Genomic DNA, 16,981 nt, shown 5'->3' with positions numbered 1-16,981 from the left:
TCTTATTAATATTGAATAGGAAGACTATTTCTCATGTAATCGTATAAATAAAGCTGATTTGAAGCTTTATCGTTATACGGTTTTTTTATTGCTCAAAAAATGAGGAGGAGATTATGATGAAAAAAATGGACTATCAGAATGTTCGAGGAACACAAGATTATTTACCAGAGCAGGAGGCTACTCGTCGTGCGATACGCCGTACGTTAGAAGATACATTTATATCCTATGGCTGCAAGCCGTTAGAAACACCTATTCTTAACTATACAGAGTTGATGGCTTCTAAATATGCTGGTGGTGCTGAGATTTTACAGGAGATGTATACATTAACAGATCGAGGCGAGCGGGATTTAGCGTTACGCTATGATTTAACGATTCCATTTGCAAAGGTTGTAGCTATGAATCCAGCGATTGCTATGCCATTTAAACGATATGAGATTGGCAAAGTATTTCGAGATGGCCCCATCAAGGCTGGTCGTTTTCGCGAATTTACACAATGTGATGTAGATATTGTTGGGGTAGAATCACAGGCTGCTGAGGCGGAGCTAATGATGATGGCGATAGATGCCTTTGATCAGCTTAAACTTAAAATTAATCTCCAATATAATAATCGCAAGCTTTTAGTTGGTTTGCTGCAATTATTTGAGGTTGAACAGGATCAAATGAATCGAGTTATTTTAATTTTAGATAAGATTGAAAAAATAGACGAGAAAACAATGCTCGCAGAATTGCAGGCATTGGGGTTATTAGATAATAGCATTAATAAAATAAAGCGTTTTTTAGATGAACGTCCTCAAATAAGTATGGCGTATTTTGAAGGCTATGCGACCGAAAACAACTTTTTACAACAAGGTTTACAGGAATTAACGGAACTAACAGCTTATATAGAGGCACTTGGAATAAGTGGGCAATGTATTTTCAATCCATTTTTAGCGAGAGGACTTGAAATTTACACAGGAACAATTTATGAAATCTTTTTAGCTGATGGAACAATCCGATCAAGTATTGGTAGCGGGGGACGCTATGACAATGCAATTGGTGGCCTTTTAGAGACAGATCAAACCTATGCAACTGTTGGTATTTCATTTGGGTTAGATGTCATCTATACAGCTTTGGCGCTTTCGGGAAAAGTAGATCAAAACGCTCCTAGTGTGGATATTTATATTATTCCTCTGGGAACAGAAAAGGAGGCACTAAAGCTGGCAACTGTATTACGGCGAGAAAAATATAAAGTAGAAGTTGAGTTAAGTGGGAAAAAAGTGAAGAAGGCAATGGAAAAAGCCAATCGTGAAAACACACCAAAGGTCATTGTATTAGGAGAAAACGAGGTCAGTCAAAATATGTATAAAATAAAAGATATGAAAAGTGGTGAGGAAGAAATCGTTGCATTTACCTTTTAAACGCCATAGCATGGAAAAAACGGCTGATCCCACTCTATAATAGGATTTGAGCCGTTTTTTAGTTATTTTTCCAATTTAAAAACCAGTTTCCAAATCAAGATGTTGATGAAGAAAAACACAATGAAATATATAGTAGAGCCGTATGTTATCTGACTAGCTATTATATAGTGCAGCCCTACAAGTAAACCTAAAGGGAGCAATAACAAAAGAATCTTCCAGCCTTGTGCATCATTAACTTCATCATAGGGTTTGGTAAAAGGTAATTTGTTTGTCATCATGACGAAACAAAGGATGGTATACAACCAGCTTGTTACCAAAACAGCTAGTAAATCAGGGATAATTCGAATACCGTAAATATAGCTAAAGACTATACTTAGTACTAAAAATAACGGAATATACAAATTGATTAAAAATGCCTTTAAGCTACCTTTTTGTAAATCTGTATAGTCTTTAATCGGGAGCGTTTTATAAATCCAGGCAGCCTTATATTTAGCAGAGTGACCAAGCATAAGGACCGCGGATGGTATAATCATCATACTAAAGTAGATATTTAAATAGCCCATACTACTAGCATAATCGACTTCTTCGCCCCTGCTAAAAGTAAATATGAAAATAAAGGGGATAATAAATGAAAAACCTAAAGATGGATAGACCTTCAACTTAAACTCTCGTTCTTGCTTCATCATCAGAGTGGCGAAGCGATAGAAAGCTCGTTCTTCGTGTGTTCTGCACACAATGGTTAATAAAAACGACTTTAATCGATTGTTCTTTTCTTTTTTTGATTTACTTGTACTTAGCAATTTTTGGAGATTGCGTTCAAAGGTTGGTATGAGCTTGATATATATCCAAATCGAAATAATAGGTACAATCACTGCTAAGAGGGTATAAATGACTGTCAATAAGGATGTGTCACCATGCAGTATGAGTTCATAAGGAGCAGCGAACCACATTGGTATTAAGAAGAGGCTCCACCAATGAAACGACACTACCATATCTAAATTGACGAATTCAAAGGATCGAATAAGAACTTGATAGCCAATCATCAGCATTAGAGATAAAGCGATTTGTACATAATTAATCATATCCTTCAGCTTTTCGCCATCGAAGAATCGTAAAATGGCAATATATAAAATGGCTGTGATGGCAACTATAAATAAATTCATTAATAGAATCTCAAGACCTGTTAAAATAAAAAACACAATTCCTTGAGTAAAAAGGCTGACTATTAGTGGGATGGCTGTTAGGGCCAATGTTAAATAGGATAAATAAATAAAAATATGCATAAATTTTGCTGCATTGATTGTTTTAGCTGAAATAGGCTTAGTTGAAAGTATGCTTTTATCTCGTACATCTAAAAGCACAGAAGAAAAATCAGAAATCAATGAAGTCATAATCAGAAATATAATCATTGCAAAGGCAATGCTCATTTGAAATAGAAAATTTTGACCAAATCCCATAAGCGGGATGAGTATAAGACCGAATAACACATAAATCCATAGAGACTTAATATAACCGTACTTTTGATTGTCTTTCTTTTTGTTCTGATTAAATAGGGTTGGTACTTTCCGTTCATCCATCGTTAATTTTATATAGAGGATTCTTCTCATCATGTCATAATCAATGCCCATTTTTACAAAAAGCCATCGGAATTTATCAAGCAATTGTAGCGTTTTGAAATCTGTCATAATCGTCCTCCTCGAACGACGGACACAAATTTTTCTCCGATTTCCTGATGTTCATGAAATCCTGTTAACTGGTTAAAAATTCTTTCTAATGTTCCTTCGGTATTATCTGCTTGTAATTGGGCAAATGTTCCGTCCGCTGCAATTTTTCCATCATACAGCAGAATGATACGGCTACTGATTTTTTCAACTACATCCATAATGTGAGATGAGTAAAATATAGTCTTTCCGTTGGCAGCTAGTTGCGTTAGGATTTCTTTAAAAATCATGACACTGTTTGCGTCTAGGCCATTGATTGGTTCATCTAAAAATAGCAGGTCTGGATTATGTATGAGGCTTGCAATAATTAGTAGTTTTTGACGCATGCCCTTAGAATAGGAAGAAATTCTAGAATGGTACGCTTCACCAACTCCAAACAGTTCCATTAGCGATTTGGATTTGTCAGCCGCCTCCTCTAGCTCTAATCCATATAGCTGCCCGATGAAGGTTAAATATTCATAGCCTGTTAAGTTATCATAAACATCAGCGATTTCAGGAACGTAACCAATTCGCCGTTTATAATCAATTTGGTCTTGCCTTATGCTTTTCCCAAAGAGCTTAATTTCGCCGCCATAATCACCTTCTAGGCCTAGAATAAGTTTTACAGTTGTACTTTTACCAGCGCCATTGGGGCCAATATAACCGATGATTTCACCTCTAGCTGCATGAAGGTCAATCCCCTTCAAGATTTCCTTGTTTCCATAACTCTTCGTTAAATTCGTAATCGTTAAAATTTCTCCCATTTTATAGCCCCTCTCAATTATTTAGAAAAATTAACCATAATTACACTATATCATATTAAAAGAGAGGATATTCTTTTTCCTGAAATGAAACCAGTTCATTCCTAGCCTTGTCTAACGTTATAAGAGGGGAAGGATCGTTATGACACCTAATGAGAAAGAAAAATTGCTTTATGAAGTAATGAATCAGCATGGAGATTATTTAAAGCGATTAATTTATACATATGTAAAAGAACCACAAAAGACAGAGGATCTTGTACAAGAGGTTTTTATTAAATTTTATAAAAGCATCGATGTCTTTGGAGGACGTTCATCCGCTAAAACCTATTTATATCGAATAGCCGTAAATGAATGCAAAAATTATTTGAAAAGCTGGCATTATAAAAAAGTTGAAGTGACGGAGAAAATGAAAAACTGGCTAAAACGAGACTCCCTAGAACTGGATATTTTACAACAAGAGCAAAATCAGTCTATAGGGCAATTAGTCAATTCTTTACCCACTAAATATCGTGAAGTGATTTGGCTGCATTATTATGTTGAATTATCGATAGCAGAAATGGCTGAAGTGTTAAAATGCTCACCTAACACCGTAAAAACAAGGTTAGCCAGAGGACGAAAATTAGCAAAAATAACGATAGAGGAGGGTGATTTAGAATATGAATATTAAAAATGAACTTGAGAAATCTATACCTACATCTATTAAGCTATCAGAGAATGATAAAGCGAGTATTCAGGCTAAATTACACCAATCTCACAAACCTAAATATCAATGGAAGCCTTTAATGGTTTCAATATTTGCGGTTCTCCTAATTGGAATCAGTCTCATACCTACTATTCAAAATGTGGAGAAAAATATCCCGCCAACGGATTCTTCCCTAGCTATTCCTGATGAGCAAGAGGATACATCTGGAGAACCACTTCCACCGCTAACAGAAGAAATGAAAAAGCAGTACTATAAGCAATATGTAAAAATTATAGAAGAAGCGATGGAATTGAAGTCAGGTTTAAACATTGCTGTTGGACCAATTGAAGAATTCGAAGATGAATATTGGATTTCACCTGAAGAATTTGAAAAGAACATTCAATCTTGGGTGAAACAACACTTAGCCACAGAACGAGAAAGAATTAATAATTACCTGATTACACCAGAACCTGTAATTACAAATGAAGACGGTAGTACAACTAAAAAGACCTATATGTACTTCCCTGATATTTTAAGAACTGTGGAGGTAACAGGGGATTTTGAAACACAATATAATGCATCTCGCAAACGCCAAATGTTTTCTTCTGTTGAAAATGTTTCTACAAAACTAATAAAAACGCAATCAGGAACGTGGAAGCAAACCTCCTATAAAACAGCTTTAATTGACGACGGGCGAACATTTAGTATTCAAATAGAAGGGATTTTTGAATTAAATAACGCTCAATTTGAGAAGAGATTTACCATTGAATTTTACTGTGATGAAAACGGAAAAATCTATTAAGTTTGCTTTAAAATTGAACTAGCTTCATTTTTTCTCTAATTTTAATTCTTTGATGTTACAAAACAGTAATGAGTATAGTTATATAGATAGAGAGGAGGTATGCTTGTAACTAAAAAAGATAAATAAGGGTTTTAAATTTTGGACAGGGTTTATGTTTACTATTTTAAGGTAAATACGCATTATTTATAGTTGGTTTATTCCAAAAAGTGAGGTGAGCACCACTTGAAAAAAATTGAAGTGGTATTGTCAGAGTATGATGTGAATTGGGAAGAACAATTTTTATATGAGAAAAGAAGTATTCAAGAAGTTATTGGCCATGTAATATTAGGGATTGAGCACATCGGTAGCACATCTATCAAAGGTTTAAAGGCTAAGCCTATTATCGATATTCTTCTAGGCGTCCCAAGTATAGAAGTAGTCTCGGAACTAATAGAGGCCTTAAAAATTATTGGGTATGAATATGTTCCTAAACCGGAGCTAATGGAAAGAAGATTTTTTAGAAAAGGGCTATGGGGCCAAGGAACATGTCATTTACACATATGTGAATATAACTGTAGTGAATGGATTGACAAATGCCTGTTCCGAGATTATCTTCGATTAAATGCTCAAGCGGCGGATGAATATGAAACCTTAAAAGAACAGCTTGCTGATCACTTTCAGTATGATCGCCAAACCTATACCAAGAAAAAGGAACCGTTCATTCAAACAATTATTGCTAAGGCGAAGAATAATGACTTTCTATAAAAGCCATTCTCAACAATATAGAGAATGGCTTTCTTCTATAATATAGTAGTCTATCTAGCAAGTTCGACAACTGTATCATAAAAAATATTAGTTGCTACAACAATATCTTCATCTGAACTGTATTCTAATGGATTATGACTAATGCCGTCCTTTGAGCGAACGAATAGCATCCCAATCGGGGCAATTTCAGCAATATTCATTGCGTCATGCCCAGCACCACTTATGAGAGAATAAGGTCGTATACCTTGCTTTTCAATACTTGTAGTGAGTTGCTTTTGTAGTAAGGCATCGGTTTTTGCAGGCTTAATGCGCTGCAATACTTTTGATGCCAATGAGACATGTCTTCGTTCAGCAATTTGTTGCAGCTGTTGCATAATTTCTTGTTCTAGTGCGCTTACTTTATTTTCGTCAATATCACGAAGATCAATCGAGAACGTGACTTTACCTGGTATAACGTTTGTCCCATTTGGAGAGACCATTAGCTTACCAACCGTTGCAACGGAATCTGTTGTCTTGTTTAATAGTTGCTCAATAGCTAAAATCATTTCGCTTGCTGCAGTTAGAGCATCCTGACGAATCGGCATAGGTGTGGCACCAGCATGTTCACTGACACCCGTTACGGTTACCTCTAGCCATAAGGGGGCTGCAATACCTGTGACAACACCGACTGGTAGGTCTTCATTTTCTAACACTTTTCCTTGCTCGATATGCATTTCTAAATAAGCTTTAATATCATTACGCTGCACTTTTACTAAAGGATAAGGTGATAAATCGAAATCCTTCATGGCTTCTTCAATGGAAATGCCAGCTTCATCTGTATGCTGTAACTGCTCCTCCGTTAAAAGACCAGCCATTGCACTACTGCCAAGGAGCCCGAAGCCAAATCTCGTTCCTTCCTCATCCTTAAAAGCGACAACTTGAATTTTTTTAGAGGGTAGCAACTGTTGCTCATGCATAGAATGTACCACTTCAATTGCTGCTAGCACCCCTAATGCTCCATCATATTTGCCGCCCTCTGGTACTGTATCGATGTGAGAACCCAGCATAATGGTTTCATTTCCTTCACCATATGTACCAATAAGGTTTCCAACTGCATCGATTGTGACATTCATTCCTGCTTGTTCCATATAAGTTGTGACTAACTCAATGGCCTGCTTTTCTTCTGGTGTGAACGAGAAGCGGTTAATGCCACCTGTCTTTTCATTGCGACCAATTTGACTTAAGTCTTGAAGATGCTGTACGAGCCTAACTCCATTAATCATGACATCACTCTTTCATTTGGAATTGGAAGTGGCACTGTCCTTCACGTAAAACAAATTGATCATGTACCACCTCTAGATTTTTATTGTACCCTTTGGCAATAGAGGGGTCGATGACTTTGCAATATAAAATGCCGTATTTACCCATATCATCATCTGCCCATTGTTGACCTAGTGGGCAGTGAGTAAACGTTTGTTCTACCTCATTTTCTTTATAGACGGTTTCTATTTCAAATAAATCGCTACGACCCATATCATAGTTTGTTAAATAATGCTCTACTGAATTTTCTAGGCCGTTTGTGCGTGCACGTTGAGCAATACCTTGGCCTCGCTTATGGCCAAAACGTTCTACTGCCCGCATAATCACTTGTTCACCAGCTTCTCCATATTCATCTACAACTGGTTTGGCAATTTGTGCAAACATTTTGGAAAAACGGGCGAACGTTGTTAAATCCGCAAATTTCTCTTCACCCTCGACACTTGATGGTAAATATTCAAAGAAAGTATGATTTTCGCCTTCTGCTGTAGCCTTTTTTGCCATTGTTTCAGCGTCTTTTAAACCAAAGGCCTCCAACCCTTTTTGTACTAAACCCCGACCATGCTCTCCGTATTGCTCTGTAATGGAGAGATGTAATTCTGTAAACATTTTTGCGGTAATTATGTCCATAGATAAAGCCTTCATCATTAATTTTTCCTCTGCCATTTTATGAGCCCCCTCATCACAAATCATATTGATTTACTTGGATTTTATTTTTATTATAGAGGTGGCTAGTAATTTAAATCAAATGAATATTTACACAATCAAATATGAAAAAAAATCATAAAAGGGGCAGAATAGCATGGCTACATTAGCACAATATATTGCTTTCCATACACTTATCGATACAGGGAATTTTACAGAAACAGGCTTAAAGCTCAATCTCACACAGTCTTCAATCAGTCATACGATTAGTAATTTAGAGGCAGAATTAGGGCTTTCTCTAATTATTCGAAACCGCAATAATATTGTTTTAACGAGTGAGGGGAGAATAGTTTACGAACACATATCAAAAATATTGCAGCAACAGCAGCAACTTGAAACCTCCGTGGCAAATTTAAAAAATCTCATTGGGGGTACGTTATCGGTTGGTATTCTACCAAGTGTTTCATTGGTATTATTACCAAAGGTTTTAGCGTACTTCGAAGAGTATCATCCAGACCTACAAATTCGTTTGATGGAGGGAGACTATGACCAAATCGAGGATTGGCTTCATAATGGCATAGTAGATATTGGCTTTTTAGTACAGCCAAATTCTAAACATCTTGTATTTGATGCAATTTTTGATGATGAGCTTGTTTGCATTATGGCACAGGAGCATCCATTGGCGAATGAAGAGACGCTTTATCTAGAGCAATTGCAGGATGAACGCTGGATTATGCCTAAACGTACGATTGATCGGGATGTATCAAAGATTTTGGCTAAACATAAAATCCATCCCAATGTGGTATATGAACTATCGGTTGACCAAGTTATTTTAACAATGGTCAATGAAAATTTAGGCATTTCCATTGTGCCGAATTCCCTTTTACTACATGCACCAAGTAAGCTGATTAGAAAAAAATTTTATCAAGCATATATTAGACAGGTTGGAATTGCACACAAACACAGTATTCATCTTTCTCCGGGGGCTTTAAAGTTTGTAGAAATATCGAAATACTTTGCATCCTTTTTACAAAATTAGTTATTGACAATTAAAAAAACCCGAACTATTATCTGATAAAACCAATTGGGATTGTTTAGATTAATCAGATGGAGGACTTTGGGGATATGCATACAATTGTTTATGTTGAAATATTTATCTATTTACTTGCTATGCTAGGAGTGGGTATATACTTCAGTAAAAAAGATTTATCACATAATGATTACTTTCTAGGGGGAAATAAACTACCTGGCTGGGCGTTAGCCTTTTCTGAACGTGCAACTGGTGAATCCGCCTATATGTTTTTAGGGGCAATTGGCTTTATTTATGTGGCTGGGCTGTCTGGAATTTGGATTTTATCTGGCATGCTTTTAGGCGTTGTTGCATCATGGCTATTTTTATCAAAACGCTTTATGACAGAGCAACAAAAATATAAGGTGAATAGCCTAACAGATTATATTGCGGTTAAATTTCCAAAGCACGCAGATATAATTCGTTGGTTAGCTTCTGTAGTAATGGTGTTATTCTTTGTTTGTTATTTAGCAGCTCAATTTTCCGGGATGGGTAAAACCATTTATTCATTCTCAGGACTTAACATTACGTGGGGAACAATTATTATTGGAGCAATAATAATTGCCTATTCATGTATGGGAGGATTTATGTCTGTTGTTTGGACAGATACCATCCAAAGTTTTTTAATGCTGATCTCGTTCGTTATTGTACCCATTGCAGCTTATATGGAAATTCAACATCAAGGTTTAAGCATTTCAACAGAGCTTGCACATATGGGCAATGGCGCAGATAGTTGGGTTGGAGGCTTAAATGGACTTGCCTTAGGGGCGATGTTATTTACAAATTTATCATGGTTCTTTGGCTGGCTTGGAGGACAACCTCAATTGAGCTCTCGTTTTATGGCTATTACGACTGAAAAAGAGCGAATTACTGGCCGTAATATGGCGATTATTTGGACACTAATTGTCTATGTGGGTGCCTTTTTATCTGCCATTTTTGCGTCCACTTTGTATAAACAAGGCTCTATTGAGGACCCTGAAATGATCTTGCCACATATGGTATTTGAAATTTTACCGCCTTGGATTGCAGGAATTATTGTGGCTGGTATTTTAGCAGCTATTATGTCAACGGCTTCTTCTCAATTGTTAGTAATCACAACATCGATAAGTGAGGACATCATTCATAAAACATTGCGTTGGAATATTTCCAGCAAAAAATTAGTTCACCTTTCGCGTCTAGTGGCTGTTATTAGTGGGATTGTTGGTATTATCATTTCAGTCAAATCGGGTTCAGTGATTTATAGCTTAGTATCCTTTGCATGGGCAGGGATTGGCAATACATTTTCTGTTGTTATCCTTCTAATCTTTTTCTGGAAACGTGTTTCAGGCATTGGGGTCATTGCCACAATTATTGTAGGCTTTATTAGTGCGATTGCATGGTCCCTGTCACCTATGGAGGCCGTTGTGTCAGCCAAGGCAGCGACATTCTTTATTTGCTTAATTGTTGGAGTAGTCGTGTCTTTAGTATATCCTGATGAAAAAGGAAATACGGTCTGAAAAATATTTTAAAATAATAAAAATCTCCTCTTTTGAAGATACATTTCTCAAAAGAGGAGTTTTCTTTTTATGCTTATGACCATATTGAAATATGATAGAAGAAAGAGCAACCACTCTAACAGGAAATTACATAATGTGTGGACCTTTTTGGTCATCATGGTTTATGCAAAAATGAAGCAAGGGGGTTAGGAAGTGTTTAGTGATTTTAAGCTTATGGATGAACGACCAGTTTATGTACAATTGAAGGATTATGTTCAAGACATGATTGTCAAAGGGCATCTGTTGGAACATCAAAAGCTTCCATCTACCCGTGAACTTAGTAAGTTATTAGCGGTCAGTAGGAATACGGTGCTGAACGCATATGCCGAATTAGAGCTAGATGGCATCATCTATGCAGTGAAGGGAAAAGGGCATTTTATCGGAAAGGTTACTACATTGAAAGCCTCTTCTATTGAAATAGATTGGAAGCAAAGGCTAAATGAAACAACTTTATTAGCAGATGAAATTGATTTAATACGGCAAGATATACACTGGCAAAAAGGCATGATTTCGTTTACTAGTATTGCTCCAGAAGAAAAGCTTTTTGATGTTGAAAATTTCAAAAGGGCGTTTCTCACAAGAATGTCCATTGAAGGAGATATTGTCTTGAACTATGGCTATGCCAAGGGGTATAAGCCTTTAATTGACTATCTTCTTAGCTATATGGAGATGAAAGGTGTAGACATTTCTAATAAAGATATTTTAATTACAAATGGTTTTACAGAGGGGCTAGATATTTTATTGTCCTCTTTAGCTAAAAAATCAGGGCGTGTACTATGTGAAAACCCTACACATCACGCAGCATTGAAGCTTTTCCGTTTACATGGGCTAGACATACATGGCGTCGATATGAAAGATGACGGGATTGATATGGATCAGGTGGAAAAAACGTTAGCAGATAAGGATTTTGATTTTGCCTATCTCATCCCGTCCTATCATAATCCAACAGGAATAGTCACTTCCTCGGAGAAAAGGAATGCTATTTTTCAGCTTTTTTCCAAATATCAAATACCCATTGTAGAAGATGGTTTTAATGAGGAATTGAGGTATTCAAGCTCTCATTTGGCACCACTGATCGCTTTTAGTGGTATAGGTAATAACGTTGTCTATATTGGCAGCTTTTCTAAAATTCTTTTCCCTGGCTTACGTGTTGGTTGGATTTTAGCAGATAAGGCGTTAATTGATAGCTTAGAAAGCATGAAAAGAGCTCGAACGATTCATACATCGACACTGGATCAGGCAGTGTTATACCAATATTTACAGGATGGTTATTTTGAAAAATATCTGAAGAAAGCACGATTTGTTTACAAGAAAAAATATGAGCTTGCTCGACAAGCCTGTATGCAATACATTCCCTTTAGCAGGATAACAGGGGATGGAGGACTCCACCTCTTTATAGAGCTAAAAGAGGAAGTAGATGCACGTTTGCTGCTGGAGAAGTGCTATGACAAGGGCGTGGTGTTTTATCCAGGAGATGTATTTTATACAAACGGGAGAGGCAGTAATACATTTCGTTTAGGTTTCTCTCGTTTAGCAGATGACGATATTGTTCGTGGTATTCAAATCATTGGTGATACATTAAAAACCGATATGAGGAGTTGAGAAAATGAAGGTTGGCGTAATTATGGGTGGTACTTCCTCTGAAAAGCAGGTTTCCATCATGACAGGTAAGGAAATGGTCACTCAATTAGATAAGCAAAAATACGAAGTTGTTGCCATTACATTAGATGATAACAAAGAGATAATTGACAAGGTGCGTGACATTGATGTGGCTTTGTTAGCACTTCATGGTAAGTTTGGAGAGGATGGTACGATTCAAGGGGTGCTAGAAACATTGGGTATTCCTTATACAGGAAGCGGTCTTCTAGCAAGTAGTTTGTGCATGGATAAAAATATGGCTAAAAAAATACTTCGATATGAAGGTGTTGCAACACCAGATTGGATACATCTCGTAAAGGGAGAGGAGCTGCCCTTACAGGATATAGAGTTTATTGGTTATCCGCTTGTCGTTAAACCAAATGCTGGTGGCTCTAGTGTAGGTGTCCACATTGTCCATGATCGGAGTGCCTTATTGACTGCTATCGCAGAGGTATTTAAGTGGGATAACGAAATTATTATTGAGCAGTATTTGATTGGTGACGAAATTACATGTCCAATCCTCAATGAGCAGCTATTGCCAGTCCTTTCAATCAAACATACGGCAGTGTTTTTTGACTACCAGGCAAAATATGATGATGCTTCTACAATAGAGGAACCTGTAGAACTCCCACTTGCGATTCATGATCGTGTGGCAAAAGCTGCGATGATCAGTTACAAGACTTTAAGATGCAGTGTCTATGCTAGAGTAGATATGTTGATTAAGGATGGAGTTCCTTATGTGCTGGAGGTTAATACATTGCCCGGCATGACACAAAATAGCCTCCTACCGAAAAGTGCCCTTGCTGCGGGAATCAGCTATTCAGCACTATTGGACAGCATTATCGAAAGCTCCTTACAGATTGATAGAAATAGGTAGATAGAAAAACAAAACCATTAATAGCATTTTTGTGAAAGGTGAAAATGGATCTCCGTTGCAGGGGACTCGCCTGTCTCGCGATCCCACGGGAGTCAAGTAGCCTTCCACTCCAACCCATAAAAATGTTAACTTTTTAGCAAGGTTTTCAAATAAAGTGAAGGTGTTCCCTACTGTTAGTATGAAAGAAACGGAAATCAACTCCTAGCCTTGCCAAAAGGTATTTTTCTGCCAGTGACATCATCTTTTTCAACAACATAAAACACCTTTTGTAAGTAATGACAAAAGGTGTTTTAGACTGCCTTATGATTTTGCTAATTCAATAAAGCCTTCTCCGAAAACGTCCCTTACATCATGAATGGCAATAAAGGCGTCCTTGTCGACTTCTTTGACGATTTTTTTGAGCTTTACAACTTCTTGCTTACTAATAACAATATACAAAATTTCCTTTTGTTCCTTTGTATAATAGCCATGACCTGAAAGAACAGTAACTCCACGGTTCATATAAGCAGTTACTTGTCCAGCAATGTCTTCAGGTTTCTTAGAGATAATGGTAACTGCCTTTTTAGGGTTAACCCCTTCAATAACAAACTCCATTACCTTTGTACCAACATATAGCATGACAATCGTTAGCATTAAAGCCTCCGCACCAATGATAAAATAAGACGAAAAAGCAACAATTAAATCGAAGAATAAAAGTCCATAGCTAATACTCCAGCCTAGATATTTGTTAGTGATTCTAGCTAAAATCGTAGAACCTGCTGTTGTACCACCAACTCTTATAATTAAGCCAATACCAACTCCAGCAAATACGCCACCAAAAATCGTATTGACGATAATTTCATCTGAGGAAATAGACCAAGTTTCTGTTAAATGTAAAAATAAAGAATGGAATGAGACCGCAATGATTGTGTAGATTGTTGTTTGTCTATTTAAAAATTTATAACCAACAATAAGTAAAGCTGCATTCATAACAAAGCTGACAATACTTGGCGACCATCCGAACAGATAATAAGCAATAATCGTTAAGCCTGTTACGCCCCCCTCACCTAAATCATTTGGAATAACAAATAAGTTAACTGCTAGGGCAAAAAGCAGTGATCCAAGCATAATCATTAAAATATCGATAACGTATTTCTTCATTCACATAACACCACCAATTCAAATTTTATTTTTCTTAAATTCCATACTATATCAGGTTTTCACCAAATGGTATACTTTTTGGATGTTCATTTGTGATATATCGACAGTAATTAATGTGTCTTTAGAGAGAATTTTTGAAACTTGACATATTATAGCTTCACTTTAAACGTTCAAGAGAAGGTACTATTACATGAGGTCAGCTTCCAAATCCCATTAGTAAAAAAATTGTGCTTACGGGTAACAATGGTAGTGGTAAAAATACATTACTACAACATATAGCCAATAATGGTGAGGGAATAGCCATTTCTCCAAAGGTTAAAATAGGTTATTTCCATTAGATGAGCTAATAGTTTACTGGAGAGGAAATAGTGCTGTAATTTTTAAAGAACCGCTCTGATGATAATAAAAAGATATATTAAGTGAAAAGGTGCGATTCCATTAGGAGAATCGCACCCTTTTTAGTGAATTTTTATTAGGAAGGAAGGTTAAGGGAAAATTTTGGCGAAGGTGTAGATAGACAATATGAAAAGGATGATGAACGATGATAAATACGGATGTGACGACGAAATTAAAAATCATTCAGCCAGCCCATAAAGTATTTGAAGCCATTATATCTCCTACTGAAATCGGGCATTATTGGTTTTCTAGCAGCTCTGAAAGATGGGGAGAGGGTAAAAGAATCACACTTAAATATGCTGAGTATCGTGCAGAGGGTGTGATCACCGTTCTTGAAATGGAGACGAATAAAAAAATTGTGTTTGTATGGGGAGAAGAGCATGGTGAAGTGACGATGGTTACCATCACATTTGAAGAATCACAAAGTGAAACAATTATTACTGTAGTAGAATCAGGGTTAAATGTACATGACCCAGAAATCGTGGCAAAAATGATGGGCCAAAAAGAGGGGTGGGTCTATACATTAACGTGCCTCAAAGGATATTTAGAAAATGGGATTAGCAATTTAAGAGCTTCTCTAATTCATTAAGGAGGTAAGATATGTCAGAGATCGATAGCATCGAGCAATTGGCAGATGAAATAGTTTGCGCTGTGAGAAAAACATTTCTGGATCTTTTTAAAAATGATGAACGGTATTATTACTGCACGTTATGCACCACTGGAGAAGGGCATGCCCCGAGCGTTTCAGCTTGGTCATGGGAAGCGCTGGAACGACAAGCTGCTAAACAAACTAACAGTAACATATCTGAAAGAGCATCCCTTATCAAATGGTCTTATGCAGATTCTCCCTTTTATTGCTATGGAGAAGAAAATTTTTCGAATGTTCAGCAGTGCTTTAATAAGCGCCCTTACATCTATACTCTTGAAGGGGAAGCATGGCAGCAAGAACTGGCATTACGGCTAGCAGCAATGGAGCTAGCCATGAAAAAGCTTGATGAAGAAGGACTATTCGCCTTGAATCAAACAAGGGATTCCGTATGCATAATTGTAGAAGTGATGCCGCCAGAAGAAATAAACACAGAAATAGCATTACGATTAAATCACCAGTCGTCTACAGCACTACAGCAATTGTTGTTGGAAGCAGCCGAGTGATGGAGGGATGAATATGAAAAAGCTGTATTGGGTGATTGGCAGTATTTTGGTTTGTATAGGATTTGTATGTAGCATTATTTTTTGGAAGTTTCAAAAAGAAATCAAGAGGGACGATCCTGAATATATTGTGCAATTTATGAAGGAACATAAAGAGGATAAAAATATTTCCGTTGTCATTCAATATAATCAACAACATTGGGTGGAGCTAAACACCAAGGAACAGCTACCATTAGCAAGTACGGTTAAAATGATCGTAGCCATCGCCTATGCTCAACAAGCAGCAGATGGCAGCATTAATCCTCAAGAGCAGGTCCCACTAAAGGAGTTAGAGGCATTTTATATCCCTAAAACGGATGGCGGCGCACATGAAGCATGGTTAGCGCAGTTAAACCTTGAGGAGGCGGATCGTGTGCCTTTAAGTCAAGTCGCAAATGGCATGATTGCCTATAGCTCTAATGCAAATACGGAATATTTAATGCACGTACTCGGCTTTCAAACAATTAATGATGTGCTTACTCAGTTAAATGTAGAGGATCATGAACCTTTGTATCCAATTGTAAGTGCACTCCATATTCCCATCCACTTGATGGCGGAAAAAAATTTAACGAAAAAAGCAACATTAACGGCTATGCGAGAAATGGATATGGCTGAATATCGTGAGTGGGCAATGGCTATTCATGCGAATTGGATAGAGCATCCTTTGACAATTGAGGAGAAAGCAAAAGCGCAAAAAATGCTCAATATGGATTTTCAAAGGATATGGTCAGACCGTTTAATAAGGGCCACAACAAATGATTACATCTCTATTTTAGAAAAATTGAATAATAAAAATTTCTTTAGTCCAGAGGTACATAAATATTTAGATCCCGTGTTGGAGCAATTAATGCAGAATCCTAGAAATCAAACATGGCTAAAACATGCTGGTCAAAAGGGAGGATCGACTGCATTTGTGTTAACACTAGCAGCCTATGCAGAAGATAAAGATGGAAATAAAACAGAAATAGCCTTTTTCGCTAATAACTTAAATACACTAGAGCAGATTAAACTCTCAAATAGTATGAATAGTTTTCAGTTAAAATTTCTTACAGATGATAAATTTCGTAAGCGTTTAAAAAAGGAATTTTCCGAGTTGTGAGTTGCCTCCATA

General features: G+C 36.9%; 16 protein-coding genes and 1 pseudogene. 12 read left to right on the top strand and 5 right to left on the bottom strand.

Translation table 11 applies throughout. The features are described from left to right. Positions 1–116 precede the first annotated feature (116 nt). On the top strand, positions 117–1,397 hold the full coding sequence (locus JTI58_RS07305) for a histidine--tRNA ligase (protein WP_205447180.1): 1,281 nt from the start codon (positions 117–119) through the stop codon (positions 1,395–1,397). 62 nt (positions 1,398–1,459) lie between these two features. Here the strand turns inward: JTI58_RS07305 and JTI58_RS07300 are convergent, their stop codons facing one another. Continuing rightward, on the bottom strand, positions 1,460–3,082 hold the full coding sequence (locus tag JTI58_RS07300) for a hypothetical protein (RefSeq protein WP_205446089.1): 1,623 nt from the start codon (positions 3,080–3,082) through the stop codon (positions 1,460–1,462). After that, complete coding sequence (locus JTI58_RS07295; protein ID WP_205446088.1) at positions 3,079–3,861, bottom strand: ABC transporter ATP-binding protein; 783 nt, start codon at positions 3,859–3,861, stop codon at positions 3,079–3,081. The genes JTI58_RS07300 and JTI58_RS07295 overlap by 4 nt, the downstream gene beginning before the upstream one ends. 139 nt (positions 3,862–4,000) lie before the next feature. On the opposite strand from JTI58_RS07295, the gene JTI58_RS07290 reads away from it, so the two are divergent. From JTI58_RS07290 to JTI58_RS07280, 3 genes are all read left to right on the top strand, one after another. After that, positions 4,001–4,525, top strand: coding sequence for a sigma-70 family RNA polymerase sigma factor (locus JTI58_RS07290; RefSeq protein WP_205446087.1), 525 nt, complete (start codon positions 4,001–4,003; stop codon positions 4,523–4,525). After that, complete coding sequence (locus JTI58_RS07285) at positions 4,515–5,342, top strand: hypothetical protein (protein ID WP_205446086.1); 828 nt, start codon at positions 4,515–4,517, stop codon at positions 5,340–5,342. Before JTI58_RS07290 ends, JTI58_RS07285 begins: the two co-directional genes overlap by 11 nt. 222 nt (positions 5,343–5,564) lie before the next feature. Further along, on the top strand, positions 5,565–6,086 hold the full coding sequence (locus JTI58_RS07280; protein WP_205446085.1) for a GrpB family protein: 522 nt from the start codon (positions 5,565–5,567) through the stop codon (positions 6,084–6,086). A 50-nt stretch (positions 6,087–6,136) separates the two neighbouring features. Here JTI58_RS07280 and JTI58_RS07275 read toward each other — a convergent pair whose 3' ends face one another. Further along, the gene (locus tag JTI58_RS07275) at positions 6,137–7,348 is read right to left on the bottom strand and encodes a Zn-dependent hydrolase (RefSeq protein ID WP_205446084.1); all 1,212 of its coding nucleotides are present in this window, start codon (positions 7,346–7,348) and stop codon (positions 6,137–6,139) included. Between the two features lie 4 nt (positions 7,349–7,352). Then, on the bottom strand, positions 7,353–8,048 hold the full coding sequence (locus JTI58_RS07270) for an L-2-amino-thiazoline-4-carboxylic acid hydrolase (protein ID WP_205446083.1): 696 nt from the start codon (positions 8,046–8,048) through the stop codon (positions 7,353–7,355). A 136-nt stretch (positions 8,049–8,184) separates the two neighbouring features. Between JTI58_RS07270 and JTI58_RS07265 the strand changes: the two genes are divergently transcribed. The 4 genes from JTI58_RS07265 to JTI58_RS07250 all read left to right on the top strand — a co-directional run bounded on the left by JTI58_RS07265 (position 8,185) and on the right by JTI58_RS07250 (position 13,146). Next, on the top strand, positions 8,185–9,066 hold the full coding sequence (locus JTI58_RS07265; protein ID WP_205446082.1) for a LysR family transcriptional regulator: 882 nt from the start codon (positions 8,185–8,187) through the stop codon (positions 9,064–9,066). 86 nt (positions 9,067–9,152) lie between these two features. Next, positions 9,153–10,592: a sodium/proline symporter gene (locus JTI58_RS07260; RefSeq protein ID WP_205446081.1), complete on the top strand. Its 1,440-nt coding sequence runs from the start codon at positions 9,153–9,155 to the stop codon at positions 10,590–10,592. Positions 10,593–10,784: 192 nt separating this feature from the next. Continuing rightward, positions 10,785–12,233 carry a MocR-like pyridoxine biosynthesis transcription factor PdxR gene (locus JTI58_RS07255; protein ID WP_205446080.1) on the top strand — a complete coding sequence of 483 codons (1,449 nt, stop codon included), beginning with the start codon at positions 10,785–10,787 and terminating at the stop codon, positions 12,231–12,233. A 4-nt stretch (positions 12,234–12,237) separates the two neighbouring features. Beyond that, positions 12,238–13,146, top strand: coding sequence for a D-alanine--D-alanine ligase (locus JTI58_RS07250; RefSeq protein ID WP_205446079.1), 909 nt, complete (start codon positions 12,238–12,240; stop codon positions 13,144–13,146). A 300-nt stretch (positions 13,147–13,446) separates the two neighbouring features. Here JTI58_RS07250 and JTI58_RS07245 read toward each other — a convergent pair whose 3' ends face one another. Further along, positions 13,447–14,286, bottom strand: coding sequence for a YitT family protein (locus JTI58_RS07245; protein WP_036079667.1), 840 nt, complete (start codon positions 14,284–14,286; stop codon positions 13,447–13,449). Positions 14,287–14,478: 192 nt separating this feature from the next. On the opposite strand from JTI58_RS07245, the pseudogene JTI58_RS25130 reads away from it, so the two are divergent. The 4 genes and pseudogenes from JTI58_RS25130 to JTI58_RS07230 all read left to right on the top strand — a co-directional run. Then, positions 14,479–14,618, top strand: a pseudogene (locus JTI58_RS25130) (ATP-binding cassette domain-containing protein); the annotation flags it as partial. Positions 14,619–14,827: 209 nt separating this feature from the next. Next, entirely contained in the window at positions 14,828–15,271 is a 444-nt protein-coding gene (locus JTI58_RS07240) for an SRPBCC domain-containing protein (protein ID WP_205446078.1), read from the top strand. An 11-nt stretch (positions 15,272–15,282) separates the two neighbouring features. Then, positions 15,283–15,834, top strand: coding sequence for a DUF4303 domain-containing protein (locus tag JTI58_RS07235; RefSeq protein WP_205446077.1), 552 nt, complete (start codon positions 15,283–15,285; stop codon positions 15,832–15,834). A gap of 13 nt (positions 15,835–15,847) precedes the next feature. Then, a complete protein-coding gene (locus tag JTI58_RS07230) occupies positions 15,848–16,969 on the top strand; it encodes a serine hydrolase (protein WP_205446076.1) in 1,122 nt (373 codons plus the stop codon). Positions 16,970–16,981 lie beyond the last annotated feature (12 nt).

This window comes from Lysinibacillus fusiformis (genome assembly GCF_016925635.1).
Lineage (GTDB): Bacteria > Bacillota > Bacilli > Bacillales_A > Planococcaceae > Lysinibacillus > Lysinibacillus fusiformis_F.
Note: the sequence above shows the minus strand (reverse complement) of the source record. Positions and strands in the feature narration are given on the sequence as shown.